Genomic DNA, 24,898 nt, shown 5'->3' with positions numbered 1-24,898 from the left:
CTTCTCTTGGGAGGGAACGACGAGCCCGGCCGGCGCTGTGGAAGGTGAGCGGCCGGGCTCGCGCGGCAATCGTGGCGCCTGGAATAGGGCCCAAGTGACACACCTTGTGTCACCCCTCGCCCCTGGCTCATAGGCCCTAGATGTCCAGGAGGGCCATGGTGGGGATCTCGTAGATCTCGGTCATGAACGCGCCGTTGCCCCAGTGGCCGGCGCCGAAGTGGACGTGGGCAACGTGGAGGCTGTTGCCGTCGCGATCGGTCGTCTCGTAGACGTGGACGGTGTCGGCAGTCTTGCGGGCCCCGCTGATGCTCACGCGGGCGGTGTGGACGGTCAGCCTTTCCGGGCGCCACTTCCCGGTGCGGTCGGCGTCGCTGTGGCGGGACAGGCGGTACAGGGTGGCGGGTCGCATGCGTGCTCCTCGGATCAGGCGTCGGAGGGGTTGAGATCGAACAGACCGCCCTGGTCGGCGTCGGGCACCGCGGCGGAGCGCTGGGCGGCCCGGCGGGCGGCGGTGAAGCAGGGCGGGCACCAGGCGCGCAGCTCGCTCGCGGGCAGGACCGCAGCGGCGCGTTCGGTGGCGATCGGGTCGGCCGCGGCGGCCATGAGGCGGATCGGGCCGCTGTGCTTACCGCCGTGGCGGCCGTGCTCGCGGGTGCAGCGCCCCTCGCCCCTTGTGTGGGGCTGTCCGCATGCGCCGACGCACTGGCAGCGGTGCTGTGCGGCCTCCATCACGGTGTGGAAGAGGTCGGCAGCGGCGAGCGGGCCCGGCATCACGCCGCCGCCCCCACCGTCGGCGCCCCGACCGAGGCGCCTCGGCGCCCCGACCGGCGGCCGGTGACCGCCGAGAGCAGTCGACCCAGCCGGGCCCCCTTGATCCCGGCGCGGGTCTGCTTGGCCGCGTACATGGCCTCATCGGCACGACCGAGGAGCGCGGAGAGGTCTTCGCCGGGGAAGTCGGCGGCGCGGACCCAGCCGAGGGACACCGTGGTGGCCACGTGCGGGTTGGCCTTGTCGGCGGGGCGGGCCAGTACCCCGTGAAGGACGGCGAGCAGGTCCGCGACCGTGCCGTCGGTGTCCAGGACGACGGCCGCGAACTCGTCGCCGCCGAGGCGCCCGGCGACACCATTCGGGCCGACGTAGTGGGCGAGCCGGTCGGCGGTGGCCTTCAACAGGGCGTCGCCAGCCGCGTGGCCGTGGCGGTCGTTGATCTGCTTGAAGTGGTCGACGTCCGCGAGGACGACCACCGCCCTGTCGTCACGCAGGAGCGCGGCGGCCCGGCGGGTGAAGCCCTCTCGGGTCCGCAGCCCAGTCAGCGGGTCGCGCCGGGCGGTGCGGAGACGACGGCGCAGCCACAGCACGTGGCCGGACCATCCGGCCGCGAGCGGGCCGGTCGCAGCGAGGATCGTGGCGAGGGTGTTCATGCGGCGACCTCCTCGGCCGTCTGAGCGGACTCGTCCGTGTCGCTGGCGTCGTTCGTGTCGACGGAGTGGAGATCCGGGCGGCTGGCCCGCTCGGCGAGCAACTCGTCTCGCAGAACGCGAGAGTTGGATGCCGAACAGTGCAGTGCGGTCCGGATCGCCTCGGCGTTGATCCCCGCCAGCGGCCAGTCGGCGGTTAGCTCGCGGGCCTCGGCCAGCAGCTCCGCCGCCGAACGCGGCGGCTTCGCCCCCTTGGGCTTCTGTCGGGTGGTGCGCTTGCGCGGCTTCCGCTCGTCCTGTTCCTCGGCCGGCGGTGGCACGGCGGGCTCCTGCTCCGGCTCCTCGACGGCCCCGTCGGGGGCAAGCTCCCCGAGCCGCAGGAGGACGCGCTCGCGGCGCGGGGTCTTCGACCGCCACCGCCAGCCGTAGGTCTCGCGCAGGTCGGCGCGGGCGAGCTGCCGCTCCTTCTCACGGGAGAGCGCATCGGCGTAGGAGGTGATCTCCCACAGCGTCATCCGGCGCCACAACGAGAACGTGGAGGGGAAGGCCAGCAACCACCGCGACGCCCGGATCTTGTCCATCCGACGGCCGGTCGCGGCCCCGATCCGTACGGCGTAAATGTGGGCGCCGATCTCGGAGAAGACCACCCACAACAGCGGCATCGTCCCGTGGGCGAGCTTGGCCCACATGCCGTGCCCGGCGGCCACGTTCAGGCCGCAGGTGATCAGAGTGAGGACCCAGGGCACGAACCGCACCCACGCGAGGGCCATGTCCATCCGGATCAGCAGAAGGTTGGCCACCGTGAACACGGGGATGGCCACGTCGATGCCGACCGGCAGCATCCACGGCTCACCGAAGCCCCACCGCAGCGCGGCGGCCGACACGGCGTCGAAGGAGGAGATGAGCCCGAGGGCTCCGACGCCGGCGGCGGCGAGCGCGCCGATACCCGCGAGGCCCATCTCGGGGCGGGTCAGCGGCGGCACTGCCGACCGCTCGTTGGTGATCGCGGTCGTCATCGCGCACCGCCGAAGAGCTTCCGGTTCCGAACGGCCCAGCCGATGTGCTGGACGAGGAACCCGAGAACCACCGCGACGAACAGCCACGCCTGATGGGCCGCAACAGCGCCCGCGGTACTGCCCACCGCAATCAGCGAGCCGAGCCAGACGAGACCCAGCTCCGGGCCCCAGGGCACGCGGGCGCTCATGCCGCCGCTCCCTTCCGGGAACGGGAGCGGCGGGCCGTCGGCCGTACCAGCGGGATGACGTTGAACAGCTCCGGCGCGAACGCCTCGATCGCCTCGGCGGCGACCCGGCTCACCTCGTCCGACAGGTTCGGGTTGTCCGCGAGGATGTCCCGTGCCGCGTCCAGACGGGCCGCGCGCTCCTCCTCGCTCTCGCCCTCCACCCCGAGCCACAGCTCCACCGGGGTGCCGAGGGCGAGTTCCACGAAGTCGTTGGCGCTGACGGCCTGATGGCCGCCGATGAATGTACGCATGGCTGATCGCTCCTGAACTTGTCGAAGGGGCGCTGGGTGGCCTCGGTCCGTGGTGAGAGGCAGCCACCTCAGCGCGGTGGGGTCGGAATCTCTCCGGCTCCCCCTGCCTCGCCCGTACGGCACCCCATACGGGGCCCGGACGGGCGAGGGAGGCAACCGGCCGCAGCAACCGCTGCGCAGGTGACCTGACGTCCGCGAGTCACCGGCTATCCCGGTGCGTCGAAGCAGCGGATCAGGGGACGCGGTAGGCGTGGCCGCCGTGCCGGTCGAGCACGGGCGACGCCCAGAGTCTTCGTCGATACATGGAGACCCCCTCGGTCGGTTGGATCGGATGAAGCACTGCAAGGGGGACCTGTGTCCCCACCCTCCGGCCGTTGCTCGCGGTCGCCGGGCCACCTCGCCAGTACGGGCCGAAACCCTGTTCCACCTGGCCTTTAGCGGGATTGCAGCGTCCCCGCCCTGTGCTTGCAGACAGCACCTCTCTTCGGACCGAAGCCCGATGAGGCACATGTATCACTTGTTCCTCATCATGGAGAGACGGGTTGGGGTCGTCAAGTCCCTTGGCTTTCAAGGAGTTCGTGAACCCGCCCCGCTCGATGCCTCAAGCTTGGCCTGATCAGGGCAGACGCTGGACTCCACACATGTACGGCTGCGGGACGACTTGGCTACGGTGAAGTCGTCCCAAGTCGTCCCGCGGGTGGGAGAGTGCGGCATGGCCAACGAACGACTGCGCGGCGCCATCATCGAGAGCGGCATGACGCTCGATCAGGTCGCCGAGCGGCTCGGGGTGTCGGCGAAGACAGTCGAGCGCTGGATCAACGACCCCAAGCGCCAGCCGTACCGCCGATTCAAGTACGCGACGGCCTCGCTCCTTCAGCGCGAGATGTCTTACTTATGGCCTGAGGAGCGGACGTCCGCAGAGGTCACCGAGGCGGGCAACGCCGAGCTGATCAAGCTCTACCCCCACCGCTCGGTCGTGCCGAATCGGCTCTGGACGCAGCTCTACGCCAGCGCTCAGCGGTCCTTCGACGTCTTGGTCTACTCGGGGTTCTGGCTCACCGAGGACGCGGCCTTCCACCAGGTCGTCAAGGAGAAGTCGGCCGCCGGCATCCCGGTCCGGTTCATGCTCGGCGACCCCGACTCAGCTGCGGTGGCAGTGCGCGGAGCCGACGAGGGGATCGGCGGGGCCATGGCAGGCAAGATCCGAAATGCCCTGGTCAACTATGCGCCACTCTTCGGACTCCCCGGCGTGGAGTTCCGCCTCCACTCCACCACGCTCTACAACTCCCTCTATCGCGCGGATGACCAGATGCTCGCGAACGGGCACCTGTACGGCGTCGGCGCGTACATGGCGCCGGTGTTGCACATCCAGCGGGTGGCCGGCGGCGAGCTCTTCGACGCTTATGCCGAGAGCATCGAACGGGTCTGGGAGAGGGCCCGCCCCATCACCTCGCCCACTGACCTGGGAGGCTCGGACGCATGAGCCGTATCGACTACTTCCGTGACCCCGCCGCCCCAAAGGCCAACTCGGTGGTGCCCTCAGTGACGGTCGTCGTACGCGACGACGTGGGGCGGCTCCTCCTCATCCACAAGACCGACAACGACCTGTGGGCCCTCCCGGGCGGGGGCCACGACATCGGTGAGCGAATCGGCGACACCGCAGTCCGGGAAGTCAGGGAGGAGACGGGGGTCGAGGTGGCGGTGGACAACATCGTCGGCCTCTACACGGATCCGGACCACGTCCTGGCGTACGACGACGGAGAGGTCCGGCAGCAGTTCTCCATCTGCTTCCGGGCTCACCCGGTCGGCGGTTCCCTCCGTACGAGCAGCGAATCGAAGGAGGTCCGCTGGGTGAACCCAGCGGACCTCGATGACCTGGACATCCACCCGTCCATGAGACTGCGCATCCGGCACGGCCTGGACGAGTCGCGACGGGAGCCCTACCTCGGCTGAGCGCCGGCCGCGGCGGCGGCCATACGGCGCTCCACTCTCTCGTTGGCGGCGTAGATCTCGGGCGCCGCGCGCTGAATGAACCGCCCCACAATGGTGTCCGGCCCGTACCGCTGGACGATCTCGTCCAGCCGGGCGACCGGTGTGGTGTGCCCGCCGTCGGGCGTGGTCGTCATGTCGGAGACGATCAGCGCGTCCACCAGCTCGGGCCGCTCAAGCTCGAACTCGGTCTCCAGCTCATGCCGAAGTCCTCGCTCCTCGGCCTCCAGGAGCGCACAAGAGTGATGCGCCACAAGCCGCACCACCCGCTCATCGGCACCCTCTTGCTCTCGAAGGAACCGGGCCCCGTCGAGCGGGTGGAAGCCGGTAGTCGCGATGGCCGGCGAGTACCCGACGTCATGCAGAACGGCCGCAGCCTCCAGCAGCTCGGCGTCACCGTCGAGGATCGGGCCCAGGGACCGAGCCCGCTTGGCAACGCCGAGAGAGTGCGCCCAACGACGCGGCAGCGGCTCGGACAACATCGATTCGGAGAGCGAGTACGCCCACTCAGTTAGCCCCATGGTTCATAAGGCTAAGGCCGCTCGGGACTCGCCGGGAGAGCTCGAACCGTCCGTCCCTTGCCATGCTTCGCTTCGAGCATCCCCGCGCCCTCCATCTGCGCGAGCGCACGTCGTACGGCGGACCGCGATGCCCTCAAGCGCTCACACAGCGCCGCCTCGGACGGAAAAACGTCACCAACTGCCAGGGAATCTTCGGTGATCAGTTGGGCGACGCGATCGATGAGGGGCAAGATCGGCTCACTCGTCACATGCCAGCCAGCCCCTGGAACCGGGCTGATCAAGTTTGCCCCCTGAAGCGTCTGGAGAGCGCGGCGAATGGTGTTGCGGGAGACGCTGTATGCCTGCATGAGCTCCGCTTCTGATGGCAGAGCTCCACTCCACTCTCCTTCCTCGATGCCCTTACGCAGAGCTTCAGCAATGAGCAGATAGGTTCCGCGCGGGCTGACCTCTGACACGGCACCTCCTTCCGACTGACTCAACTGCTGCCAGGGTAGGCGCCGGCGGTTCCATCCAGGTGCCCTTCCGCGGCCATTCAAGCGGTGACCGCGCCGACGCAGCAGCACACACGCCAAGATCCGCTGCCTGGGCAAGCAGGCTATGGCCACCCTGAAGGGCTGGCGCCTCCTACGAAAGTTCCGCTGCAGAATCAACCGCATCACTGCGATCGCCCAGGCGGTCGTCGTCCTTCATCACGCCTCAGCATGAGGTTGGAAAGGCTGCTTGTATGCGCCGGCGGACTGCGGGGGGGGCGGGCCCGTAACGCTCAACGGGCCCGACCTGTGCCGCCTTCGACACCTACGAGGTCACGCATCTGACCCCTATGCCTGGGTCAGTCCACGTCGGGCTGAAAGAAGAGCCACGTCCCTCTTGGCCACGATCCGCTGCAAGCTACTCAGGACGGCATGCTCGGTCTCAGGCGTCCAGAAGATCTGGAGATGCTCACGCGCCCGGGTGATTGCCGTATAGAAAATGTTATGCGAGACGTCGTCCTCATTGGCGTCCGTGATCACGACCTTCACCGAGTCGTACTCCAGCCCTTGCGCCTTGTGGATTGATACCGCGTAAGCAACCTGGAACGGCACAGACCCCGTCGCCGAATCGTCATCGTCGTCGCCACTACCACGCTCATAAACGTCGAACTGTACCGTCGAGTCCTGGACGTATCGAAGTTGGACACCGTCAACATCGAAGGAAGTCACCGGCCGATCCAGTGACACATCGAACTGAATCCGGCCAGGGAACGTCCGAATCGCCACGATCTTGCCTTTTAGATTGTTGTAGATTACCGGCCTGAAACGATCAGTCTCGTTGAACAGCACCGGGTCACCAACTTTATAGGTGGAAGCCCCCCAAATGGTCGCAGCACCAGGATTGCTGCTTTGGAGGAATCGGTTGACGTTATTGATGCCGTAGAGGCCGTCATAGTTCAAACAGAGGATGATCTCGTCGCTCCGCTGCGCCGCAAATAGAGACTTATCCAGAACCGTGGAGTAGCTGTTGCGCGCCAACGTCTCTGCGATGTCGTTCTTCAGCTCGCGAACAGTCGACCACAGGTCCAAGAGGTTTGCATTCTTGGTCCTAAAGGGCGTCTCCAGTTCGAATACTGCACTGCTCGGAATGAATGACCTGGAAAGACCAAACCAGTTACCGAACTGAATCGACTCGATCTGGAAGATGTCGCCAACTAGCACAAGGAGTTTAAAGGATGTCCGCTCAAGCACCTTGAGCAGGTCGGAGTTACTAACCGTACTACACTCATCGATAATCAAGACATCGTACTCAGTTGCGTCGTTGCGATGGACATGGCTGGTGATCGTGCGGAACGTGGACTTTTGTGCATTGACTCGACGCTTGAGGTTATCGACGGCTGGGTTCGTTTGGGCGAGGAAGAGCTTCTCGTTACCGTTGAAGTAGGTGGCGATAAGACCGACCATAGTGGACTTACCAGTGCCAGCAGCCCCATAAATCAGCGCAACTCGCGAATCGGCAAAGAGCCTTTGGAGCGCGTGCAACTTGACTGGGTCGTCGGAGACAGGGCTCGTCTGAGCTAGCCACTGACTGACCGCAGCCTCATATCCAGCAATTCCTGTAGCCGCACACTCCTGAAGCTTTTCAATGATCTCGACAGTTCCGTCCTCGTAGCTCTTAATGAAGACGCGCCCCTTGTCCTGGAGCATCTTTCGACCGGTGTGCTTGTGATACACCTTGCCGTTATAGGTCGAGGTCAACTGGTCTACATCTCCGAGATCCTTAAGGTCCTTTTCTGGCGTGTAGAGCATGCCTCGGTCTTCGACATTGGTTTTCACGCGTCGAGCAAGGAACTCGTGATCGCGACCACTCGTCTCCAGGCTCTCAAGGAGGTCAGAAATTCTGGGATTATGCCCCAGCAAGGACGTACAGAAAGGCATCTGGTCAAACGGTGTGCACCCGTACTGCAAGTGAAGATTCGACAGTGTGCCGCAGGTGGTTGGCGCGTACTGCAACTTAGTGATTTGGTTGTTCATCCGCAGCATCAAGTAACGGAGCACGTTGTACCCGGCGACCTTCGATTGGATGACCTGGCGAGCCTTATCCAACACGGGGAAGATCTGAGGATTCCGCGACCGCTCCGTTGCCCACTTCTTCACTTGCAAGTAATGCCCATCTGCGGCATCCATGAGGTCAAGAAGGCTTGAATGAGTTGCCGTCAGATAATGCCCAAGATTTCGATACTCGGAACTACCAGATGACACATTGGTGAACTGGCCAAGGATTCTCGCAAAGTTGTCGAACTCGCACGGCCGAATGGAAACCTCCCAATCACGAATGACCGTGATAGGCATTGCCTGCCCTAGCACCTGAATCGAGTCGCTCGCAAGCGTCAGATTGGCCGCATACTTGTCGGTGATCTCGATCTCCGTGAAGCCAATGATTCGGTCGAACTTACTGACTCGGTTAACGGCGTGATAGAAGGTCACCTCATAGTAGATACGTCCGCCTGCATAGAAGGGCCTCACTGCGTGAATGTAGTAGCGAGCCTTGCGGGTCTGATCAAGCGGCAACGAGCGCGAAGCGGCAAGTCGGTCCGCAATCTTCTCGTGGTACTCCCGAAGCGATGGGTCGAGGTCAACGGGAAAATCTTCTAGATTCGGCAGGATATCGATACTCAGCCGAGTGCGAGCAAAGTCCCGGACCCGATGCAAGTAGTCGTAGTACTTAAGCATCAGCCGCTCGGAAGGATCGCCCCCCATCGAGTAGTGCGATGCACTGATCTGGAGCAGCTTGTGGAATCTTGAGAGGAAGTTGAGCTTGCCGTCCGAACTCACGTGGGCTGCTGCAGGCTTCACGGAAGAGTACTGGAACTCCACGTCTCCACTGCCCACGTGAACTCGCACCATGACGCCCTCGACCAGGTTGCGAAGCTGACTAAGGATGTTCTGTGCCAGTAGGGCTCGATCGTGGCCCAAAGCCGTGATGTTCGAAGAAATAGTGCTGGCGGCGCTGCGAATCTGTTCGTCTACGGTGCCCATGCTGTGCCCTCTTACTTCCCCTCTGCCCGCTTCCAAGGTGGCTGCTTCAATCAGCCGCCGACCGCGTGACGCTGATCGCATCGAATCACCTAGGCAGGCACGAGTCCACCGAAATGCACATCTTGGCGACTCTCACCAACGGTCTAGCGCTGAGAGCACGGCCGTCGCCTCGGCATTGTCCGCTACTACAGCATTCGGGCGGCGACGGACACCCGTGGGCCACTGTCGTCCGGTGGCGACCCACATCGTTCGCAGTCCCGCAGCTCTTCCGCCTTCGATGTCCGTCTCAGGGCTGTCCCCCACCATCCATCCGCCGGCGCCCGAATCGGTGCTGCACAGTGCGGCGGCCTACTCGAAGAACCGCCGGGCGGGTTTCCTGACCCCCACCTCCTCGGAGACACAGGCCCCGTCGAAGTACGGCACGAGACCGGCATTCGCGAGCTTGGCCCGCTGGATATCGCCCGCACCGTTCGTGGCCACGCCAAGCCTCCAGCCCGCCCGGCGCAGCTCGCACAGGCCGTGCTTCACCCCCGGAAGACAACTGGCGGTGCTCACCATCCCCTCTACGTAATCCCGCCAGAGATCCCCTCGGCGTCATTCAGCCCAAGTGCCGTCCCCACTGCGGTGAGGTCTGCGGGGTACGCCCGATCCCGTAGCCGCTCACTGATCACGAGCGCGGCGGTGGGCGGCAGTGCGCGTGAAGAGGCGAAGCGCCGCGCCCACTCAGCCAGACCCAGCTTCCTATCGATCAAGGGTGGCGCCAACCTCGGCGGTCCTCCGAGTGAGTGGCGAGTGAGATCACCACGCCCACAATCTGGAAGGCCGGAACGCCCAGGTCGGAGCCACAATGCGAGTTCACCTAACCATGCCCTCCGGAGCCGTGTGCGCAGGTTCGAATCCTGCCGGGGGCACTTCGTAAGAAGTGCCGAAAGGCCCCGTGCACAGTGCAAGCACTGTGCACGGGGCCTTCTGCGTCTCTCGGGGTGACGGGCCTGTGCCCCGGCCTGTTGAGGACGGGGTGGGGGCTTCGGTGGGTTGGGGAGGTGTTCAGTCGTCCTTGCCGCAGAGAAGGCGGTGATAGGCGACGTGCTCCTGAGCGATCCGGTGCTGGGGGTCGAGGCGCAGTTCGAACAGCACCTCGTCGTCCGTGGTCCGGCGGACGTTCCACTGGGCGTCGATGTAGATGGCGAGCCCGTCGAACTGGGTGTGGTGGTTGGGGCAGAGGCAGAGCATGTTGCTCGTGTGGTCGGGGCCTTCGTGAGGGGTGCCGAGACCTTGTATGTGGGCGGCTTCGCTGAAGGGACCGAGAAGACCTTCCAACGGCGTCGAGCACACCTGGCAGATGCTGCGGTGCCACTGCTTGACGTTCTTGACGAGCTTCGGGTTGCGGGTGGGTCGAGCGCTCACCACGGTGCGGCGCTCCACCGGTCCCGAAGGGGTCTCCGTGTCGTCGGCGCTGGTGTCGGTCGCCTCGGACGTGGTGTGGCCGCTCGCGTTCAAGTAACCGCTGAGCCCGACCTGTTCAAGGACGAGAGGCATGGTGTCAGCGTCGAAGTACGTCGAGCTCAGCGCACGGACGGCCTTCGCACGGACGCGTGCCTTGCGGAGCAGCCGCGCCGCCTCGTCCACGAATCCGCCCTTGGCGTCGGCGCGGCGAAGAGCCTCCGGGCCGGGGTCGGAGACATCCCCCGGAACCCCCTCCACCTCCCAGATGTCCCCCCGCAGTCGCCAGAAGGGGTAGTGGGGCGTGGCTCGGGAGCCGGTGCCGCCGAACTCGCTCAACAGGCCGCCGACCTCACGCTCGAAGTCGCTCCAGGGTGCGAGCCTGGCTTTGCCCTCCGTGAGACGGCCGAGGGACCACAGCAGCGCCAGCGGCTTGTGCAGCGACGGCCCGTCCGGCCGGGTGTGCGTCCGGAGTGCCGTGAACGCGTTCAGCAGTTCCCGCTCTCCCAGCGAAGGTGCCGGCTCGGTCGTCGGATTCCGCGGCGAGGGAAATCCGCCCAACGAGGTTCGCGGTGACCACGGCATCCCCCGCTCGCGGATGTAGGCGAGCCGCTTCTCGGCCGACACCAGGGTCAGTCCGCGCAGGGCGCCGCTGACGTTGATGCTGTCGAGCAGGGGCCGGGCTTCGGCTTCGAACTGGACGACGTCGCCCAGGGCGATCATGTGCTGCCAGGTGGCACCGGACTCCTCGTCCGTGCCCCAGAGCCTCGCGGCCAGGCGTTCGTTCCGGAACTTGTGGACAATGGTGGCCCTGGCGATGAACTTCCAGCTGTTGTAGAAGAGCACCTCGTCGCCGACCTCGGAGTCCCGAATGGCCTTCGCCTTGGGGTGCCAGTCATGGGCGGCCGGCGTCGCGCCCCAGAACCGAGCTACGGCGTCTCCCGGGAAGCACTCCGCCAGGCGAGGCGCCGCGTCGCCGAGCACGTCCTCGTAGTCCGCGAGCGCGACACCTTCCACGACAGTGTGCTGGAAGTGCTCGCGCCCGTCCCTTCCGTTGCCCCGCGGCTGCAGCAGCCACTGGACGCCCGCTTCGGCCGCTTCCTCCGCGAACCCACCCACCCCGTTGATCGTCATGTCGGTGAGCGTAGCCATGGTCGCTGACGACGTCACCGCATCGACGCTGTCCATCGGACCGAGGGGAGAGGTCGGGCCGGCAGGGCTCGGTCGAACACCGACATTCGCTGGTGGATGTGGGCGGCCGGGTGTCGCGCCGTGACCACCCTCGCGGCATGGACGTCAATAAGTGGGCGAGACCTCGTCGTGAGTCCGCGCGGCACGCCAGGTGCGCCGCGCGGACCTTCGCCTGACTGCGGGGGGTTACTTGACGTTGATGGCGGTCCAGGCGGTGGCGACGGCGTTGTACTGGGTGCTGCCGGTGCCGTAGAGGTCCTTGGCGGCGTTGAGGGTGGCGGTGCGGGCGCCGGAGTAGCCGGTGGTGGAGGTCATGTAGGTGGAGAGGGCCTTGTACCAGATCTTGTAGGCGGCGGTGCGGCCGATGCCGGTGACCGTGGAGCCGTTGGAGGTGGGCGAGTTGTAGGTGACGCCGTTGATCGTCTTGGAGCCGCTGCCCTCGGAGAGCAGGTAGAAGAAGTGGTTGGCCGGGCCCGAGGAGTAGTGGACGTTGAGGCGGCCGACGGACTTCGACCAGTAGTCGGCGGACTTGCCGTCCTTGCTGGGCTGGTCCATGTAACGGAGCGGCGTGCCGTTGCCGTTGATGTCGATCTTCTCGCCGATGAGGTAGTCGCCGGCGTCGGTGGCGTTGCCCGCGAAGAACTCGACCGAGGTGCCGAGGATGTCGGAGGTGGCCTCGTTGAGGCCGCCGGACTCGCCGCTGTAGCGGAGGTTGGCGGTGGAGGAGGTCAGGCCGTGGGACATCTCGTGGCCGGCCACGTCGAGCGAGGTGAGCGGGTGGGTGTTGCCGATGCCGTCGCCGTAGGTCATGCAGAAGCAGGAGTCGTCCCAGAAGGCGTTCACGTAGGCGTTGCCGTAGTGGACGCGGGAGTAGGCGGCGACGCCGTCGCCGCGGATGCCGCTGCGGCCGAGCTCGTTCTTGTAGAAGTCCCAGGTGACGGCGGCGCCGTAGTGGGCGTCGGCGGCGGCGGTGGCGCGGTTGGAGGCGAGGCCGTTGCCCCAGGTGTCGGTGGAGTTGGTGAAGAGCGAGCCGGTGCCGGACGTGCCGCCGTTGAGGTCGTACGTCTTGTGGCCGCCGCGGGTGGCGTCCGTGAGGGTGTACGAGGGCGAGGTGCCGAGGGTGACCTGGCCGGCGTACATGGTGTTGCCGACGCCGGTCTCGATCGTCTCGTAGGAGTAGAGCTCCTTGCCGGTGGTGGCGTCGGTGACGACCTGGCGGCGGCTCGGCGTGCCGTCCTGCTGGACGCCGGTGACGGTGGTCTCCCAGGCGAGGACGGGCTTGCCGCCGGCGGCCCAGACGACCTTGCGGGCGGTGGAGGCCGACTCCGAGGCGTTGGCGCCGGAGGCGAGCGCGGCCTTCTTCGCGGTGGCGGACGGGACCGCGGCGACCGTGGTCGCCACGGATATGGCGGCCTCGGTCGCCTTGGTGGTGGAGCGGGCGCCCGACTTCTTCTGGTGGACGACCAGGTCGCCGCCGAGGACCGGCAGGCCCTCGTAGGTGCGCTCGTAGCGCGTGTGGACGGTGCCGTCGGCGTCCTTGATCACGTCACGGACGACGAGCGCCTCCTTGCCGGACAGGCCGATGGCCTTCGCGGTGGCGGAGGCTCCGGCCTGGGCGTCCTGGACGGCGGCGGCGCGCTGGGTGCCGGAGAGGGCGACGGCGGTGGCGCCGGCCACGCGCTGGGCATCGGCGCTGGCGGAGCCGGTCTGGACTCCGACGACGACCATGGCGGCCGAGGCGAGCAGGGCGGTGGCGGTGGCGGTACGGCGGTGCGAGGACTGCTGGCGGGTCACGCGGGCTCCTTCGCTGAAAAGCGTGGGGGGTGTGGGGGTTGTGAGGGGGGTGGTGCGCGAGTGAGCGTGCCAGCGAAGACTTCCGTTTGACAGGTCTGCAACAAGGATTTGACCAGCTGTTGTCCGAAGGACGGCTAACTGTGTTCGCTATGCGGCGAGTTGAGGTCTCCTGTGCCCGCCTTCGGGCAGCGAAAAGCCCCTCGGAGCGATGCGCTCCGAGGGGCTGGGAGGGGCGGGAGGAGAGGAGGGGGGCCGGGAGAGGCCCCGGCCCCGGGGCTCAGGCCGAACGCTTGCGTGGGGTCGCCTTCTTGGCCTGGGTCTTCGGCGGGGTCTTCGCCGGGGCCTTCTTCGCCGTCGACTTGGCCGCCGTCTTCTTCGCCGCCTTCTTCGCCGTCGTCTTCCTGGCAGCCGGTTCCTTCGCCGAGCCGCCGGACGCCGTCTTCGACGTCGACTTGCGGGCGGGGGCCGCCGTCTTCTTCGCCGCCGTGCGGGAGGTGGACTTCTTGGCGTCGGTGGACTTCGGCGAGCTCGCGGAGCCGGAGGCGCGGCCCGCACGGGGCTTGAGCGGGGTGACCTCGGCGACGTCCGCCGAGTCGGCCGCCTCCGCCTCGCCCTCCGCCGGCCCCGCCCGCTCGCCGCGGGCCTCGCGGGCCGCGCGGACACTGCTCTCCAGGGCGGCCATGAGGTCGATGACCCGCCCACCGCCCTCCTCTTCGCGGGCCGGGGCGGGGACGCCCTCGCCGCCCTCGGCCTTCGCGGCGATCATCTCCTCCACGGCGGTGCGGTAGTCGTCGTGGAGGGTGCTGATGTCGACCTCGCCGAGGGTGGCCATCAGGGCGTCCGCCAGGTCGAGTTCGGCGTCCCGCACGGTGACGGGCGACTCCGGGGCCACGCCTTCCGGGGCCCGGATCTCGTCGGGCCAGAGCAGTCCGTGCATGGCGATCACGTCGTCCACCACCCGGAGCATGCCGAGCCGCTCGCGCCCGCGGAGGGCGTACTTGGCGACGGCCACCCTGTCGCTGCGCTTGAGCGCCTCGCGGAGCAGGGTGTACGGCTTGGCCGCGGGCACGCCGTTGGCGGAGAGGTAGTACGCGGCGTCCATCTGGAGCGGATCGATCTCGCCGGCCGGCACGAACGCCACGATCTCGATGGTCTTCGCGGTGGGCAGCGGCAGGGAGGCCAGGTCCTCGTCGGTGATCGGGATCATGGTGCCGTCGGCGTCCTCGTACGCCTTGCCGATCTCCGCCTGCGGGACCTCCTCGCCGTCCAGCTCGCACACCTTCTTGTAGCGGACACGGCCGCCGTCCTCGGTGTGGACCTGGCGGAAGGAGACGGACCGGCTCTCGGTGGCGTTCACCAGCTTGATCGGGATGCTGACGAGCCCGAAGGAGATGGCGCCATTCCAGATGGATCGCACGATTCCTGCCTTTCGAGCCGAACTATCCGGAAACGTGGGATTCTCATCGTATGACGCCCATCACAGAGGTGGAGGGGCACCGGCTGGCGCTCAGCAACCTCCAGAAGGTGCTCCACCCGGTCACCGGCACCACCAAGGGCGAGGTCCTCCACTACTACGCGACCGTCGGGGCCGCGATCCTGCCGCATCTGCGCGACCGGCCCGCCTCCTTCCTGCGCTATCCGGACGGCCCGGAGGGGCAGCTCTTCTTCACCAAGAATCCGCCGCCCGGCACGCCCTCCTGGGTGACGACCACCCCCGTGCCCCGCTCGGAGGACCCCGGGGCGCGCCAGGTGGTGGTCCAGGACCTGGCGTCGCTGATGTGGGCGGCGAACCTGGTCGTGGAGTTCCACACCCCGCAGTGGCGGGCGCCCTCCCCCGCCGTCGCGGACCGGCTCGTGTTCGATCTCGACCCGGGACCGCCCGCGACCGTCGTCGAGTGCTGCCGGGTCGCGCTCCACCTGCGCGAGCGGCTCGCGGCGGACGGCCTGGAAGCCTTCGCCAAGACCTCCGGCGCCAAGGGGCTCCATCTGCTGGTGCCGGTGACGCCGACGCCGTCCGCCCGCGTCTCCGCGTACGCGCGGCAGCTCGCCGTCGAGGCGGAGGCCGCGCTGCCGCACCTGGTCGTGCACCGGATGGCCCGGGCCCTGCGGCCCGGGAAGGTCTTCGTCGACCACAGCCAGAACGCCGCCGCCAAGACCACCGCCACCCCCTACACCCTGCGGGCGCGCCCCCTCCCCTCCGCCTCCGCCCCCGTCACCTGGGAGGAGGTCGAGGACTGCGCCGACCCCGGCGCGGACCCGGGCCGGCTCGTCCTCCTGATGGACGACATCGCGCCACGTCTGGAGCGGTACGGGGACCTCCTGGCCCCTCTTTTCACACCCGAACGGGCGGGAGACGTGCCGTGAACGGGGTGCGGCCGTGAAGCGGGACCGGGACCCCGGCGACACCGGAGCGGGGGCGGATCGGGGTGTCGGAGCGGGGGTGGATCGGGGTGTCGGAGCGGGGGTGGATCGGAGTGAGGGAGCGGGTGCCGATGACGGTGTCGGAGCGGGTGCCGGTCGCCGTCGCGGCGGCGGTCGCGGTGGCGGAACGGCCGCCGCGGGCCACGCCGAAGCGGCCGCCGGCGCCCGCGCCGGGGTGCGCGCCGACCGCCGCGAGGGTGCGCGTGCCAAGGGCCACGAGGGTGCGGGCTCCGACCGCCGTGAGGGTGCGCGTGCCGATGCCCGCTCCGGAGCGGGCCCCGTCGTCCTCGCTCCGCCCGTGGAGGTCATGCGGCCGCGGGCGGCGGACGAGATCCCGGTGCAGGGTGAGCCGCCGCGGGACCTGCAGTACTCGCTCAAGCTGGACGGGTTCAGGGCGCTCGCGTTCGTGCTGGGCGACGGGAGGGTCGTGCTCCAGTCCCGGTCCCGCCGGGATCTCGCGCCGGAGTTCCCGGAGATCGCCGCGCACCTGGGAGAGCGGCTGCCGGCCGGGGTCGTGCTCGACGGCGAGCTGTGCGCCTACCGGGAGGGGCGGCTGAGCTTCACGGACCTGCTCCGCTCGCACGCGGAGCGGGTACGGGCCGGGGTACCGGTCTCGTACATCGCCTTCGACCTGCTGGCCGTCCCCGGGCGTGACGTGCGGGGTCTGCCGCTCCGGGACCGCTGGGAGCTGCTCGGTGCGGCTCTGGCGGAGGTCGGGCCGCCCCTCCAGCGCGTACTGGCGACGGCGGACGAGGAGACGGCCCGGGGCTGGTTCCGGGACCTGCGGGACGCGGGGGTGGAGGGGCTCGTGGCCAAGCGGCTGGGGTCGACGTACCGGGGCGGGTCCACCTGGGCGTGGCGGAAGATCCGGCACGCGGAGACGAGCGACGGCCTGCTCATCGGCCTGGTGGGGCCCGCGGACCGGCCGCGCGCGCTGCTCGTCCGGTTCCCGGACGGCCGCACCGTGGCCACCTCGCCCCGGCTCACGCCCGCGCAGGCGCGCGAGGTCGGCGCCCTCGCCGCCGGCCGCGCCGGACCGCTCGCCGAGGACCCGGAGCACGGCCCGGTGCGGCCGGTGGACCCGCCGCTCCCGGTCGAGCTGCGGCAGGTCGTGGGGCGGCACGGGAATCCGGCGTTCGTCCGGGTGCGGGCGGACGGGTAGGGGCGAACGGCGGGACGGGGAGGGTGGGGCGGACGGCGGGACGGGGAAGGCGGGCGGACGGCGGGACGGGGAGCGGTCGAGCCGACGAACGGTGGGGCCGGGCCGCCGGCCAGGGAGGGCCGGGCCACGAGCGGGTAGGGGTCGGGCGGGCGGTACGGGACCTACCCGGGGCGGCGCGGCCGGACCCGAAGCGGCGATGGCCCGGGCGACCGGGGAGCCCCCGGGACGGCGGCGACGGACCCGGGCCGAGGCCGCACCGTGGAGGCTCCGGTGGACGTGACGGCGCCCGGCAGCGAAGGCGGATCGGGCGGTGCGCGGGCAGGAGCGGGGCCGGTGGCGGGCGGGGCCCGGACCGGCCCGGCGGAGGCGGCGCGGCAGCGGTTCCGCCGGGCGGGTCGGGGCCGACGGGACGGGCCCGGGCGGAGGGGTCGGGGGCGGGGAAGCACGGGGGGCATACACCGAGAGCAACTGCCCTGCTCCGTACCGTATATGGCGCAAAGAGGCCGCAACCGAGGCCCTGCGCGGGGCGGGTGTCGTCGGTTCGGCGTTGTTGTCCGCCCTGTGGTGCACACTTGCTCCCTGGCACAGCGCTCACGGGGAAGGCGGCCTGGAAATGCTGACGGGGATCGAGGAGGTCGACTGGGCCTCCCTGGGGCACGCGTACGGCCCCGCGGACGATGTGCCGGAGCTGCTCCGCGGACTCGCCTCCGCCGACCCCGCGGAGCGGGAGACCGCCCTCGACGGCATGTACGGGGCCGTGCACCACCAGGGCGACGTCTACGACTCGACGCTCGCCTGCATCCCCTTCCTGCTCGAACTCGTCGCCGATCCCGCGGTCGAGGACCGGGGCTGCATCGTCGAGCTGCTCACCAGCATCGGCGGGATCGAGCTCGACGACGACGACGAGCTCGACGCGCTGGACGAACTCGCGCCGGACGACGAGGAGTTCATCCCCGCCGCCAACTACGCGATGGCCGCCGCCGCCATCGCCGCCGGAGCGGACGTCTTCCTCGGCCTGGTCTCCGACCCGGACCCCGAGGTGCGGCTGGCCGCGCCGTGCGCGCTCGCCTCGCTGCACCCCGAGCCCGCCCGGGCGCTGACCCTGCTGCGGGAGCGGCTGACGGTCGAGCGGGACACCGAGGTGCGGCTCGCCCTCGTGGCGGCCGTCGGGCGGATCGCCCTGCGGCACGCGTCGCTGCGGGACGAGACCGTCGACTGGCTCGGCTGGCTCGCCCGCGCCGCCCAGGACCCGGGGCTGCGGCTCGCGGCCCTGGCCCAGCGGGCGCGCTGCGCGCCGGGCGACATCCCGGACGACGTGGTGCCGTGGGTGACGGAGCTCCTGGAGGAGATCCGGACGTCGGCGCACCGGACGGGCGGCGACGCGGAGGGCCACCGGCCGGCCGCGCCGACGCTGATCGGGCAGGTCCGCGAGCTCCTGGAGGAACACGCGGCCGGGCGGCCCGCGCCGTGGACGGAGGAGCTGCTCCGGACGCTGCACGCCGCGCTCGACGACCGCGTCGACGACCGGATCGCGCTGATCCTCGCGCAGCTGCGGAGCCCCGACTGGGGGCAGCGGTCGGACGCGATCTGGCTGTGCGGCGGTCTGATACGGCTCTGGCGCGGGCGGTACGAGGAGGTCGTGCGGCTCGTCGGCGCGCAGCTGGCCGACCCCGAGCCCCGGCTCAGGGAGGCCGCCACCTCGTTCCTCGAACGCCTCTTCGAGCTGGGCGGACCGGCCGCCGACGCGCTGGTGGCACGGCTGGCGACGGGCCCGGCGGGTTCGGCGGGCGGGCCGCTGCCCCCGGCCGCACCCGGGCACGGCAGCGGGTACGCCTTCGTCGGCCGGTCCGGGCGCGACGGGGCGCTGCTGGCGCTGGCCCGCGCCGGGGACGCGCGGGCGGTCCCGCTCCTGGCGCGCGCCCTGGAGGAGGGCGAGGTGCGGCGGGAGCTGCTCTACGCGATGGACGGGCTCGGGCCGTCCGCGGCGATGCTCGCACCGCTGCTGCGGCGCCGGCTCGCGGAGGTCGAGCTCGACGAGCGGCTGTACGACGGGGCGGCTCCGCTGCTGTACGCGCTGGCGGCCGTACGGGGCAGCCAGGCGCTGCCCGAGGTGCTGCGGGTGCTGCGCGGAGCCCCGGCGAACCGGCGCGACTGGGTGCGGGAGGCGGCGCTGCGGACCCTGGCGTCGTTCGGCCCGGCGGCCGGGGAGGCCGTACCGGAGCTGCGGGAGCTCCTGGCCGCCGACTCGGCTTCGGTGGCCACGGCGGCGGCCCGTGCGCTGTGGGCGGCCGAGGGGGACACCGGGGAGGCGCTGGCGGCCCTGGAACGGTGGCTGCGGCCGGGCGCCTCGGGCGCGGACTGGTGCGCCGCCGCGCTGGTGCTGGGCGAGATCGGCCCGGCGGCCGCCTCGGTCGCGTCCGCGCTCCGGCCGGGCCTGGCCGCGCGCGACCTGTGGGTCCGGGTCCGCACGGCGGCGGCTCTGTGGCGGGTGTCCGGGGAGACCGCGGAGACGCTGCCGGTCCTGCTCGCGGCCTGGGAGGAGAACCGGCATGCGCGTCCGGACGTCGCCGAGTGCCTGGCGGAGATGGGTCCGGCGGCGTCCGGGGCCCAGCTCCTGATCCTCACCGAGCTGACGCGCAGGCGCCGGCACAACGCCCGCGAGGGCGCCTCCGGCAGCCACGACATCCACCTCGACGAGAAGCTGCTGACCCTGTGCCGCGCCGCGCTGGCCCGGATGGAGCGCGGGTCGCTCTGAGCGTGGATCCCGGGGACGTCCCGCGGGCCGGGGCGGACCGCCGTCCGCGGGCCGGCCTCGTGGCCGTGGCCCGCGGCGGTCGCGCCTATCATCCGATGGAGAGACAAAAAGGACTTCCTCCCGCATAAGGTCGGGGGAGGAGACCCGACCCATCGAGGAGCACCGTTGAGACCGCGCGCAGTGCAGATCGCCGGCGGTCTGCTGTGCGCCCTCGCGCTCGCCGCGTGCGACGGCGGGCAGGGCGGGCTGACGAGCGCGGGCCCGACGTCCCCGGCCGTGGGGCCGGTCCGGTTGTGGCCGGACCTGGCGCCCGCGACGAACCCGCCGGTGGACTACGGCGAGTCCGACACGCAGCGGGTGCCGGGCGTGGAGGTCGCCGACAACGACGTCCGCTCGGTGGACGCGGTGGCGGTGGTACGGGCCGAGGTGCGGGCGAACCCCGACACGTACTCGGGCGGCGACGGCATGTACGAGGAGACGGCCCGGGCGATCGAGGCGTGCACCACGGCGCCCGCGGCCTGCCCGGTGATGCGGCCGTACTACCGCGACCTCACCGGCAACGGACGGGACGAACTGATCGTGGGGATCCGGATGCCGGAGCAGCAGGTCGGGGTGCGGGTCTACCTCGCCGAGAACGGCGGGCTCACCCGGATCATGTCCACCGTCGACCAGGTCATCAGCGTGGAGCTGGCCGGACGCGACCTGATCATGCGGGTCGCGTCGGCCGGGATCCCGGGGTACGAGTACCGCACCGCCTGGTCGTGGGACGAGCAGCAGCACAGCATGCTGCCGACGCGGGACGAGATCGTCCGGGTGCGGCCCTCGCGCACCGGGCCGTCGGCGGTGCCCGTGCCGCGGCTGGTCAGCCCGAGCCCGACCGTGCCCGTGCCGGGCGGGAGCGACCCGCCCACCCCGGTCGAGCCCGGCCCGGTGCCCGCCGACCCCGTCCCCGTGCCCGCCGAGCCCGCCCGGTGAGGCCGCCCCGGCTGCCCGCCTGGACCGCGACGCTGACCTGGAAGGCGGCGGTCTTCATCGCCGTGATGTGCTGCGCGCTCGCCGCGCTGCTCGGCGTCCTCGTCCACGTGTCGGTCACCTCGCGGACGGTGGAGGACTCGCGGGAGAAGGCGCTGGCCCGCCTCGGCGAGGTCGGCCGGCTCTACGAGGCGGGCGAGCCGCTGCCCCGCTTCGCCGGGGTCGATCCGGCCGGGCTCCCGGCCTCGCTGCGGGCGCTGGCCGTCCGCGGCGAGCGGGGCACCATGGTCGCCGACGACCGGGGCAGGCCGACGATGTGGGCGGCGGGCCCCGCGGACGGCCGGGCGCTCGCGGTGCGGGTCGACTACACGCAGAGCGCCGCGACGATCGACGCGCTCGACCGGTCGATCCTCGGCTCGTCGGTCCTCGCGATCGGCGCGACCCTGCTCGTCGGGGCCTTCGCCGTCACCCGGGTCACGCGGCGGCTGCACCTGACCGCCCTGGTGGCGCGCCGGATCAGCGCGGGCGACCTGGACGCGCGCGTCGACGACCCCCGTACGAAGGACCCCACGCGCCCGCAGGACGAGGTGGCCACGGTCTCCGGGGCGCTCGACACGATGGCGTCGTCGCTCCAGCGCAAGCTGCAGAGCGAGCAGCGGTTCACCGCGGACGTGGCGCACGAGCTGCGCACGCCGCTGACCGGGCTCTCGGCGGCGGCCGAGCTGCTGCCGGACGGGCGGCCGTCGGAGCTCGTGCGGGACCGGGTGCGGGCGATGCGGGGCCTCACCGAGGACCTGCTGGAGATCTCGCGGCTCGACGCGCGCAACGAGACCGTGGACCTGGCCGTGCACGAGCTGGGGCCGCTGGTCGCGCGGGTGGTGCGGGCGTCGGGGACGGAGACCGAGGTGCGGGTCGTCCGGGACGCGACGGTGGAGACGGACCGGCGGCGGCTGGAGCGGGTGCTCGGCAATCTCGTCGCCAACGCGCACCGGCACGGGGCGCCGCCGGTGGTGGTCACGGTGGACGGACCGGAGGTGTCGGTCCGGGACCACGGCCCCGGCTATCCCGGCTACCTCCTGGAGTCGGGGCCGCAGCGGTTCCGTACCGAGAGCGGGGGCAAGGGCCACGGTCTGGGGCTGACGATCGCCGTCGGCCAGGCCGAGGTGATCGGCGCCGGGCTGGTCTTCGGGCGACCCGCCGAGGGGCCGGGAGCCGAGGCCCGGCTGCTGCTGCCGGAGTACGTACGCCTCGCGGACCCGGACGCCGAAGGAGAGGAGTGAGGAGTGACGCCGGACGCCGATGCGGAGGACTGACGGCGCACCGTCACACAAAAGGGACATAGGGCATACCGCTTGCTACGTTGCCGACCATGACCGCACCGCGCCCGGACGCTCCCCCGCCGGGGATCCGCGTCCCGAAGCGCCGCGGCGTGGAACTCTCCCTCCTCGTCTGCGCCGTCCTCATCTCCGTCTCCGGCTACGCCGCGGTCGGCCTCGCCCGCAGCGGCGCCGTGCCGCCGGACGCCGCACGCTACGGCGCCGGGCTCGGGCTGCTCGCCCTCCTCGCCCATGCCGCGGTCCGGTTCCGCGCCCCGTACGCCGATCCGCTGCTGCTGCCGATCGCGGTGCTGCTCAACGGACTCGGCCTGGTGCTGATCTACCGCCTCGACCTGGAGACGCCGAACGACCAGGCGGCGGCGACGCAGCTGGTGTGGTCGACGCTCGGGGTGGCGCTCTTCATCGTGGTCGTGGTGCTGCTGCGCGACCACCGCGCCCTCCAGGGGTACGCGTACGTGTCGGTGGCCGCCGCGCTCGCCCTCATGATCCTGCCGATCTTCTTCCCGGCGGTGAACGGGGCCAAGATCTGGATCAGGATCGGCGGCCTGTCGTTCCAGCCGGGCGAGTTCGCGAAGATCCTGCTCGCGGTCTTCTTCGCCGCGTACCTCGCGGCCAACCGCAACGCCCTGGCGTACACCGGCCGCCGGATCTGGAAGTTCCAGTTCCCCACCGGACGGGTGCTCGGGCCGATCGTCGCGATCTGGCTGCTGAGCGTCGGCGTGCTCGTCCTGGAGCGGGACCTGGGGACGTCACTCCTCTTCTTCGGGCTCTTCGTGATCATGCTGTACGTGGCCACCGGTCGGACGGGCTGGATCGCGGTCGGGCTCGTGCTGGCCTCCGCCGGGGCCTTCCTGGTCGGCTCGCTCGAACCGCACGTGCACGGCCGGGTGCAGGACTGGCTCGACCCCTTCGCGTCGATCCGGGCCGGGGACGGCCCCGGGCAGCTCGCGCAGTCCCTCTTCTCCTTCGCGGCCGGCGGCATGCTCGGCACCGGCCTCGGGCTCGGCCACTCCGTCCTGATCGGCTTCGCCGTGAAGTCCGACTTCATCCTGGCGACGGCCGGCGAGGAGCTCGGACTCGTCGGCCTCACCGCGCTCTTCCTGCTCTACGCGCTGCTCGTCGCCCGCGGCTACCGCGCCGGCCTCTCGCTGCGGGACCCCTTCGGACGGCTGCTGGCGATCGGGCTCGCCTCGATCGTCGCGCTCCAGGTGTTCGTGATCGCCGGCGGGGTGATGGGGCTGATCCCGCTCACCGGCATGGCGATGCCGTTCCTGGCCCAGGGCGGTTCGTCGGTGGTCACCAACTGGGTGATCGTGGCGCTCCTCATCCGGGTCAGCGACTCGGCGCGCGCACCGCAGCCGGACGCCGCCGACACCGGGACGCTCGCCCCCGTGACCGAGGAGGCCCGGTGATCCGGTACATCAGGCGGGCGGCCGCCCTCTGCCTCGTCCTGCTCGTCGCCCTGCTGGTCAACGCGGCCCGGGTGATGGTCCTCGAAGCCGAGTCCCTCGACGACAACCCGGCGAACCGGCGGATCGCGATCCAGCGGTACGCGGAGCCGCGCGGCGAGATCGTCGTCGACGGGAGGCCGGTGACCGGGTCGCGGGACAGCGGCCAGCAGCTGCGCTGGGAACGCACCTACCGGCAGGGCCCGTTGTACGCGCCGGTGACCGGCTTCGCCTCCCAGACGTACGGCACGACGCTCATCGAGCACGCCGAGGACGCGGTCCTCTCGGGGACCGACCCGGTGCTGGCGCCGCTGCCGCTCTGGAACGACCTCACCCGCGGCCGGCAGCCGGGCGGCGACGTGGTGACGACCGTCCGGGCCTCGATGCAGGAGGCGGCCTACCGCGGGCTCGACGGGAAGCGCGGCGCGGTCGTGGCCGTCGAGCCCTCCACCGGCCGGCTCCTGGCGCTCGTCAGCTCGCCCTCGTACGACCCCGGGGTGCTCTCCGGTACCGGCCAGGCGGTCAAGGACGCCTGGCGGCGGATGAACGCCTCGCCGAACCAGCCGATGCTGAACCGGGCCCTGCGCCAGACCTACCCGCCCGGCTCCACCTTCAAGATCGTGACGGCGGCCGCCGCCCTGGACGCGGGCGTGGTGCGGGACGTGGACGCGCCGACGGACACCCCCGACCCGTTCGTGCTGCCGGGGACCCGGCAGGTGCTGCCGAACGAGGCGGAGAACTGCGGGAACGCCTCCCTGGCGTACGCGATCCAGTGGTCGTGCAACACCGTGATGGCGGGCCTCGGGGTGGAGGTCGGCCTCACCGGGATGGTCGAGGCGGTGGAGCGGTTCGGCTTCGACGACACCGGGCTGCGGGTGCCGTCGTGGGTGGCGAAGTCCAACTTCGACCGGGAGATGAGCCCGGACCAGCTGGCGCTCTCCTCGATCGGGCAGTTCGACACGACGGCGACCCCGCTGCAGATGGCCATGGTCGCGGCGGCGGTCGCCAACAACGGGGAGATCGCCCAGCCGTACCTCGTCGACCGCACCACGACCTCCCGCGGCGCGACGGTCGAGCGGACCGGCCGGGGCAGCTACCGCCAGGCGATGACCCCCTCCACCGCCCTCCAGCTCCAGCGGCTGATGGTGAAGGCGGTGGAGGAGGGGACGGGGACCAACGCGGCCATCCCCGGGGCCCGGGTCGGCGGCAAGACGGGGACGGCACAGCACGGCTTCGGCAACACCGGCACCCCGTACGCCTGGTTCATCGCCTGGGCGCAGGCGGACGACTCGGCCCGGCCCGCGGTCGCCGTGGCGGTCGTCGTCGAGGACGCGGAGGCGTCCCGTACGGACATCAGCGGCGGCGGCAGCGCGGCGCCCGTCGCGCGGGCCGTGATGCAGGAGGCGCTGCGCCTGGAGGCGGAGGCGCGCGGCTAGGGCCTGTC

General features: G+C 70.3%; 24 protein-coding genes and 1 pseudogene. 10 read left to right on the top strand and 15 right to left on the bottom strand.

What is annotated here, in order from left to right; translation table 11 throughout:
• Positions 1-136: 136 nt before the first annotated feature.
• Genes AB0424_RS21155 through AB0424_RS21130 form a run of 6 tightly spaced genes read right to left on the bottom strand, consistent with a single transcriptional unit; the run spans position 137 to position 2,912 of the window.
• The gene (locus AB0424_RS21155; RefSeq protein WP_366307605.1) at positions 137-409 is read right to left on the bottom strand and encodes a hypothetical protein; all 273 of its coding nucleotides are present in this window, start codon (positions 407-409) and stop codon (positions 137-139) included.
• 14 nt (positions 410-423) lie between these two features.
• Positions 424-771 (bottom strand): hypothetical protein, encoded by a 348-nt coding sequence (locus AB0424_RS21150; protein ID WP_366307603.1) that lies wholly within the window; start codon positions 769-771, stop codon positions 424-426.
• Positions 771-1,421, bottom strand: a complete 651-nt coding sequence (locus AB0424_RS21145; protein ID WP_366307601.1) for a GGDEF domain-containing protein — start codon at positions 1,419-1,421, stop codon at positions 771-773. The genes AB0424_RS21150 and AB0424_RS21145 overlap by 1 nt, the downstream gene beginning before the upstream one ends.
• Positions 1,418-2,434 carry a DUF2637 domain-containing protein gene (locus AB0424_RS21140; protein WP_366307599.1) on the bottom strand — a complete coding sequence of 339 codons (1,017 nt, stop codon included), beginning with the start codon at positions 2,432-2,434 and terminating at the stop codon, positions 1,418-1,420. The genes AB0424_RS21145 and AB0424_RS21140 overlap by 4 nt, the downstream gene beginning before the upstream one ends.
• Entirely contained in the window at positions 2,431-2,622 is a 192-nt protein-coding gene (locus AB0424_RS21135; RefSeq protein WP_366307597.1) for a hypothetical protein, read from the bottom strand. The genes AB0424_RS21140 and AB0424_RS21135 overlap by 4 nt, the downstream gene beginning before the upstream one ends.
• Positions 2,619-2,912, bottom strand: coding sequence for a hypothetical protein (locus AB0424_RS21130; RefSeq protein WP_366307595.1), 294 nt, complete (start codon positions 2,910-2,912; stop codon positions 2,619-2,621). Before AB0424_RS21130 ends, AB0424_RS21135 begins: the two co-directional genes overlap by 4 nt.
• Positions 2,913-3,624: 712 nt before the next feature.
• Here AB0424_RS21130 and AB0424_RS21125 point away from each other — a divergent pair.
• Together AB0424_RS21125 and AB0424_RS21120 are read left to right on the top strand one after the other, a co-directional pair.
• The gene (locus AB0424_RS21125) at positions 3,625-4,395 is read left to right on the top strand and encodes a helix-turn-helix transcriptional regulator (RefSeq protein WP_366307593.1); all 771 of its coding nucleotides are present in this window, start codon (positions 3,625-3,627) and stop codon (positions 4,393-4,395) included.
• Positions 4,392-4,865: an NUDIX domain-containing protein gene (locus AB0424_RS21120; protein ID WP_366307591.1), complete on the top strand. Its 474-nt coding sequence runs from the start codon at positions 4,392-4,394 to the stop codon at positions 4,863-4,865. The genes AB0424_RS21125 and AB0424_RS21120 overlap by 4 nt, the downstream gene beginning before the upstream one ends.
• Here the strand turns inward: AB0424_RS21120 and AB0424_RS21115 are convergent.
• Both AB0424_RS21115 and AB0424_RS21110 read right to left on the bottom strand, forming a co-directional pair.
• Positions 4,853-5,422, bottom strand: a complete 570-nt coding sequence (locus tag AB0424_RS21115) for an HD domain-containing protein (RefSeq protein WP_366307589.1) — start codon at positions 5,420-5,422, stop codon at positions 4,853-4,855. The genes AB0424_RS21120 and AB0424_RS21115 overlap by 13 nt on opposite strands.
• An 11-nt stretch (positions 5,423-5,433) precedes the next feature.
• On the bottom strand, positions 5,434-5,877 hold the full coding sequence (locus AB0424_RS21110; protein ID WP_366307587.1) for a GntR family transcriptional regulator: 444 nt from the start codon (positions 5,875-5,877) through the stop codon (positions 5,434-5,436).
• A gap of 38 nt (positions 5,878-5,915) precedes the next feature.
• Between AB0424_RS21110 and AB0424_RS21105 the strand changes: the two are divergent.
• Positions 5,916-6,127, top strand: a pseudogene (locus AB0424_RS21105) (IS5/IS1182 family transposase); the annotation flags it as partial.
• A 113-nt stretch (positions 6,128-6,240) separates the two neighbouring features.
• On the opposite strand, the gene AB0424_RS21100 reads toward AB0424_RS21105, so the two are convergent.
• From AB0424_RS21100 to AB0424_RS21075, 6 genes are all read right to left on the bottom strand, one after another.
• Complete coding sequence (locus tag AB0424_RS21100; RefSeq protein ID WP_366307585.1) at positions 6,241-8,931, bottom strand: ATP-dependent RecD-like DNA helicase; 2,691 nt, start codon at positions 8,929-8,931, stop codon at positions 6,241-6,243.
• A gap of 132 nt (positions 8,932-9,063) precedes the next feature.
• Positions 9,064-9,237, bottom strand: coding sequence for an HAD hydrolase-like protein (locus tag AB0424_RS21095; RefSeq protein WP_366307583.1), 174 nt, complete (start codon positions 9,235-9,237; stop codon positions 9,064-9,066).
• A gap of 42 nt (positions 9,238-9,279) precedes the next feature.
• Positions 9,280-9,489 carry an HAD family hydrolase gene (locus tag AB0424_RS21090; RefSeq protein ID WP_366307581.1) on the bottom strand — a complete coding sequence of 70 codons (210 nt, stop codon included), beginning with the start codon at positions 9,487-9,489 and terminating at the stop codon, positions 9,280-9,282.
• A 489-nt stretch (positions 9,490-9,978) separates the two neighbouring features.
• Complete coding sequence (locus tag AB0424_RS21085) at positions 9,979-11,562, bottom strand: HNH endonuclease (RefSeq protein WP_366307579.1); 1,584 nt, start codon at positions 11,560-11,562, stop codon at positions 9,979-9,981.
• A 189-nt stretch (positions 11,563-11,751) separates the two neighbouring features.
• On the bottom strand, positions 11,752-13,293 hold the full coding sequence (locus tag AB0424_RS21080) for a M4 family metallopeptidase (RefSeq protein WP_366307743.1): 1,542 nt from the start codon (positions 13,291-13,293) through the stop codon (positions 11,752-11,754).
• A gap of 343 nt (positions 13,294-13,636) precedes the next feature.
• Complete coding sequence (locus tag AB0424_RS21075) at positions 13,637-14,776, bottom strand: Ku protein (RefSeq protein WP_366307577.1); 1,140 nt, start codon at positions 14,774-14,776, stop codon at positions 13,637-13,639.
• Between the two features lie 50 nt (positions 14,777-14,826).
• On the opposite strand from AB0424_RS21075, the gene ligD reads away from it, so the two are divergent.
• Entirely contained in the window at positions 14,827-15,723 is an 897-nt protein-coding gene (gene ligD, locus AB0424_RS21070; protein WP_366307575.1) for a non-homologous end-joining DNA ligase, read from the top strand.
• Here the strand turns inward: ligD and AB0424_RS21065 are convergent.
• Positions 15,692-15,997 (bottom strand): hypothetical protein, encoded by a 306-nt coding sequence (locus tag AB0424_RS21065; protein WP_366307573.1) that lies wholly within the window; start codon positions 15,995-15,997, stop codon positions 15,692-15,694. The two genes, ligD and AB0424_RS21065, sit on opposite strands and share 32 nt — an antisense overlap.
• Before the next feature lie 90 nt (positions 15,998-16,087).
• Between AB0424_RS21065 and AB0424_RS21060 the strand changes: the two genes are divergently transcribed.
• The 6 genes from AB0424_RS21060 to AB0424_RS21035 all read left to right on the top strand — a co-directional run bounded on the left by AB0424_RS21060 (position 16,088) and on the right by AB0424_RS21035 (position 24,890).
• On the top strand, positions 16,088-16,942 hold the full coding sequence (locus tag AB0424_RS21060) for a DNA ligase (protein WP_366307741.1): 855 nt from the start codon (positions 16,088-16,090) through the stop codon (positions 16,940-16,942).
• 613 nt (positions 16,943-17,555) lie between these two features.
• Positions 17,556-19,697 (top strand): PBS lyase, encoded by a 2,142-nt coding sequence (locus AB0424_RS21055; RefSeq protein WP_366307571.1) that lies wholly within the window; start codon positions 17,556-17,558, stop codon positions 19,695-19,697.
• Positions 19,698-19,862: 165 nt separating this feature from the next.
• Positions 19,863-20,672: a hypothetical protein gene (locus AB0424_RS21050; RefSeq protein WP_366307569.1), complete on the top strand. Its 810-nt coding sequence runs from the start codon at positions 19,863-19,865 to the stop codon at positions 20,670-20,672.
• The gene (locus tag AB0424_RS21045; protein ID WP_366307567.1) at positions 20,669-21,949 is read left to right on the top strand and encodes a HAMP domain-containing sensor histidine kinase; all 1,281 of its coding nucleotides are present in this window, start codon (positions 20,669-20,671) and stop codon (positions 21,947-21,949) included. Before AB0424_RS21050 ends, AB0424_RS21045 begins: the two co-directional genes overlap by 4 nt.
• Before the next feature lie 89 nt (positions 21,950-22,038).
• Positions 22,039-23,418, top strand: coding sequence for an FtsW/RodA/SpoVE family cell cycle protein (locus AB0424_RS21040; RefSeq protein ID WP_366307565.1), 1,380 nt, complete (start codon positions 22,039-22,041; stop codon positions 23,416-23,418).
• Positions 23,415-24,890 carry a penicillin-binding transpeptidase domain-containing protein gene (locus AB0424_RS21035; RefSeq protein ID WP_366307563.1) on the top strand — a complete coding sequence of 492 codons (1,476 nt, stop codon included), beginning with the start codon at positions 23,415-23,417 and terminating at the stop codon, positions 24,888-24,890. Before AB0424_RS21040 ends, AB0424_RS21035 begins: the two co-directional genes overlap by 4 nt.
• Positions 24,891-24,898 lie beyond the last annotated feature (8 nt).

Source organism: Streptomyces sp. NPDC051180 (genome assembly GCF_040689545.1).
GTDB lineage: Bacteria > Actinomycetota > Actinomycetes > Streptomycetales > Streptomycetaceae > Streptomyces.
Note: the sequence above shows the minus strand (reverse complement) of the source record. Positions and strands in the feature narration are given on the sequence as shown.

Excerpts from the sequence above, each read along its gene's own strand:
- AB0424_RS21090 (WP_366307581.1), bottom strand. The coding sequence starts at position 9,489 with ATGGTGAGCACCGCCAGTTGTCTTCCGGGGGTGAAGCACGGCCTGTGC.
- AB0424_RS21060 (WP_366307741.1), top strand. The coding sequence starts at position 16,088 with ATGCGGCCGCGGGCGGCGGACGAGATCCCGGTGCAGGGTGAGCCGCCG.
- AB0424_RS21140 (WP_366307599.1), bottom strand. The coding sequence starts at position 2,434 with ATGACGACCGCGATCACCAACGAGCGGTCGGCAGTGCCGCCGCTGACC.
- AB0424_RS21115 (WP_366307589.1), bottom strand. The coding sequence starts at position 5,422 with ATGGGGCTAACTGAGTGGGCGTACTCGCTCTCCGAATCGATGTTGTCC.
- AB0424_RS21135 (WP_366307597.1), bottom strand. The coding sequence starts at position 2,622 with ATGAGCGCCCGCGTGCCCTGGGGCCCGGAGCTGGGTCTCGTCTGGCTC.
- AB0424_RS21130 (WP_366307595.1), bottom strand. The coding sequence starts at position 2,912 with ATGCGTACATTCATCGGCGGCCATCAGGCCGTCAGCGCCAACGACTTC.
- AB0424_RS21150 (WP_366307603.1), bottom strand. The coding sequence starts at position 771 with ATGCCGGGCCCGCTCGCCGCTGCCGACCTCTTCCACACCGTGATGGAG.
- AB0424_RS21145 (WP_366307601.1), bottom strand. The coding sequence starts at position 1,421 with ATGAACACCCTCGCCACGATCCTCGCTGCGACCGGCCCGCTCGCGGCC.
- AB0424_RS21120 (WP_366307591.1), top strand. The coding sequence starts at position 4,392 with ATGAGCCGTATCGACTACTTCCGTGACCCCGCCGCCCCAAAGGCCAAC.
- AB0424_RS21040 (WP_366307565.1), top strand. The coding sequence starts at position 22,039 with ATGACCGCACCGCGCCCGGACGCTCCCCCGCCGGGGATCCGCGTCCCG.
- AB0424_RS21055 (WP_366307571.1), top strand. The coding sequence starts at position 17,556 with ATGCTGACGGGGATCGAGGAGGTCGACTGGGCCTCCCTGGGGCACGCG.
- AB0424_RS21100 (WP_366307585.1), bottom strand. The coding sequence starts at position 8,931 with ATGGGCACCGTAGACGAACAGATTCGCAGCGCCGCCAGCACTATTTCT.
- AB0424_RS21125 (WP_366307593.1), top strand. The coding sequence starts at position 3,625 with ATGGCCAACGAACGACTGCGCGGCGCCATCATCGAGAGCGGCATGACG.
- AB0424_RS21155 (WP_366307605.1), bottom strand. The coding sequence starts at position 409 with ATGCGACCCGCCACCCTGTACCGCCTGTCCCGCCACAGCGACGCCGAC.
- ligD (WP_366307575.1), top strand. The coding sequence starts at position 14,827 with ATGACGCCCATCACAGAGGTGGAGGGGCACCGGCTGGCGCTCAGCAAC.
- AB0424_RS21085 (WP_366307579.1), bottom strand. The coding sequence starts at position 11,562 with ATGGACAGCGTCGATGCGGTGACGTCGTCAGCGACCATGGCTACGCTC.
- AB0424_RS21095 (WP_366307583.1), bottom strand. The coding sequence starts at position 9,237 with ATGGTGGGGGACAGCCCTGAGACGGACATCGAAGGCGGAAGAGCTGCG.
- AB0424_RS21080 (WP_366307743.1), bottom strand. The coding sequence starts at position 13,293 with ATGGTCGTCGTCGGAGTCCAGACCGGCTCCGCCAGCGCCGATGCCCAG.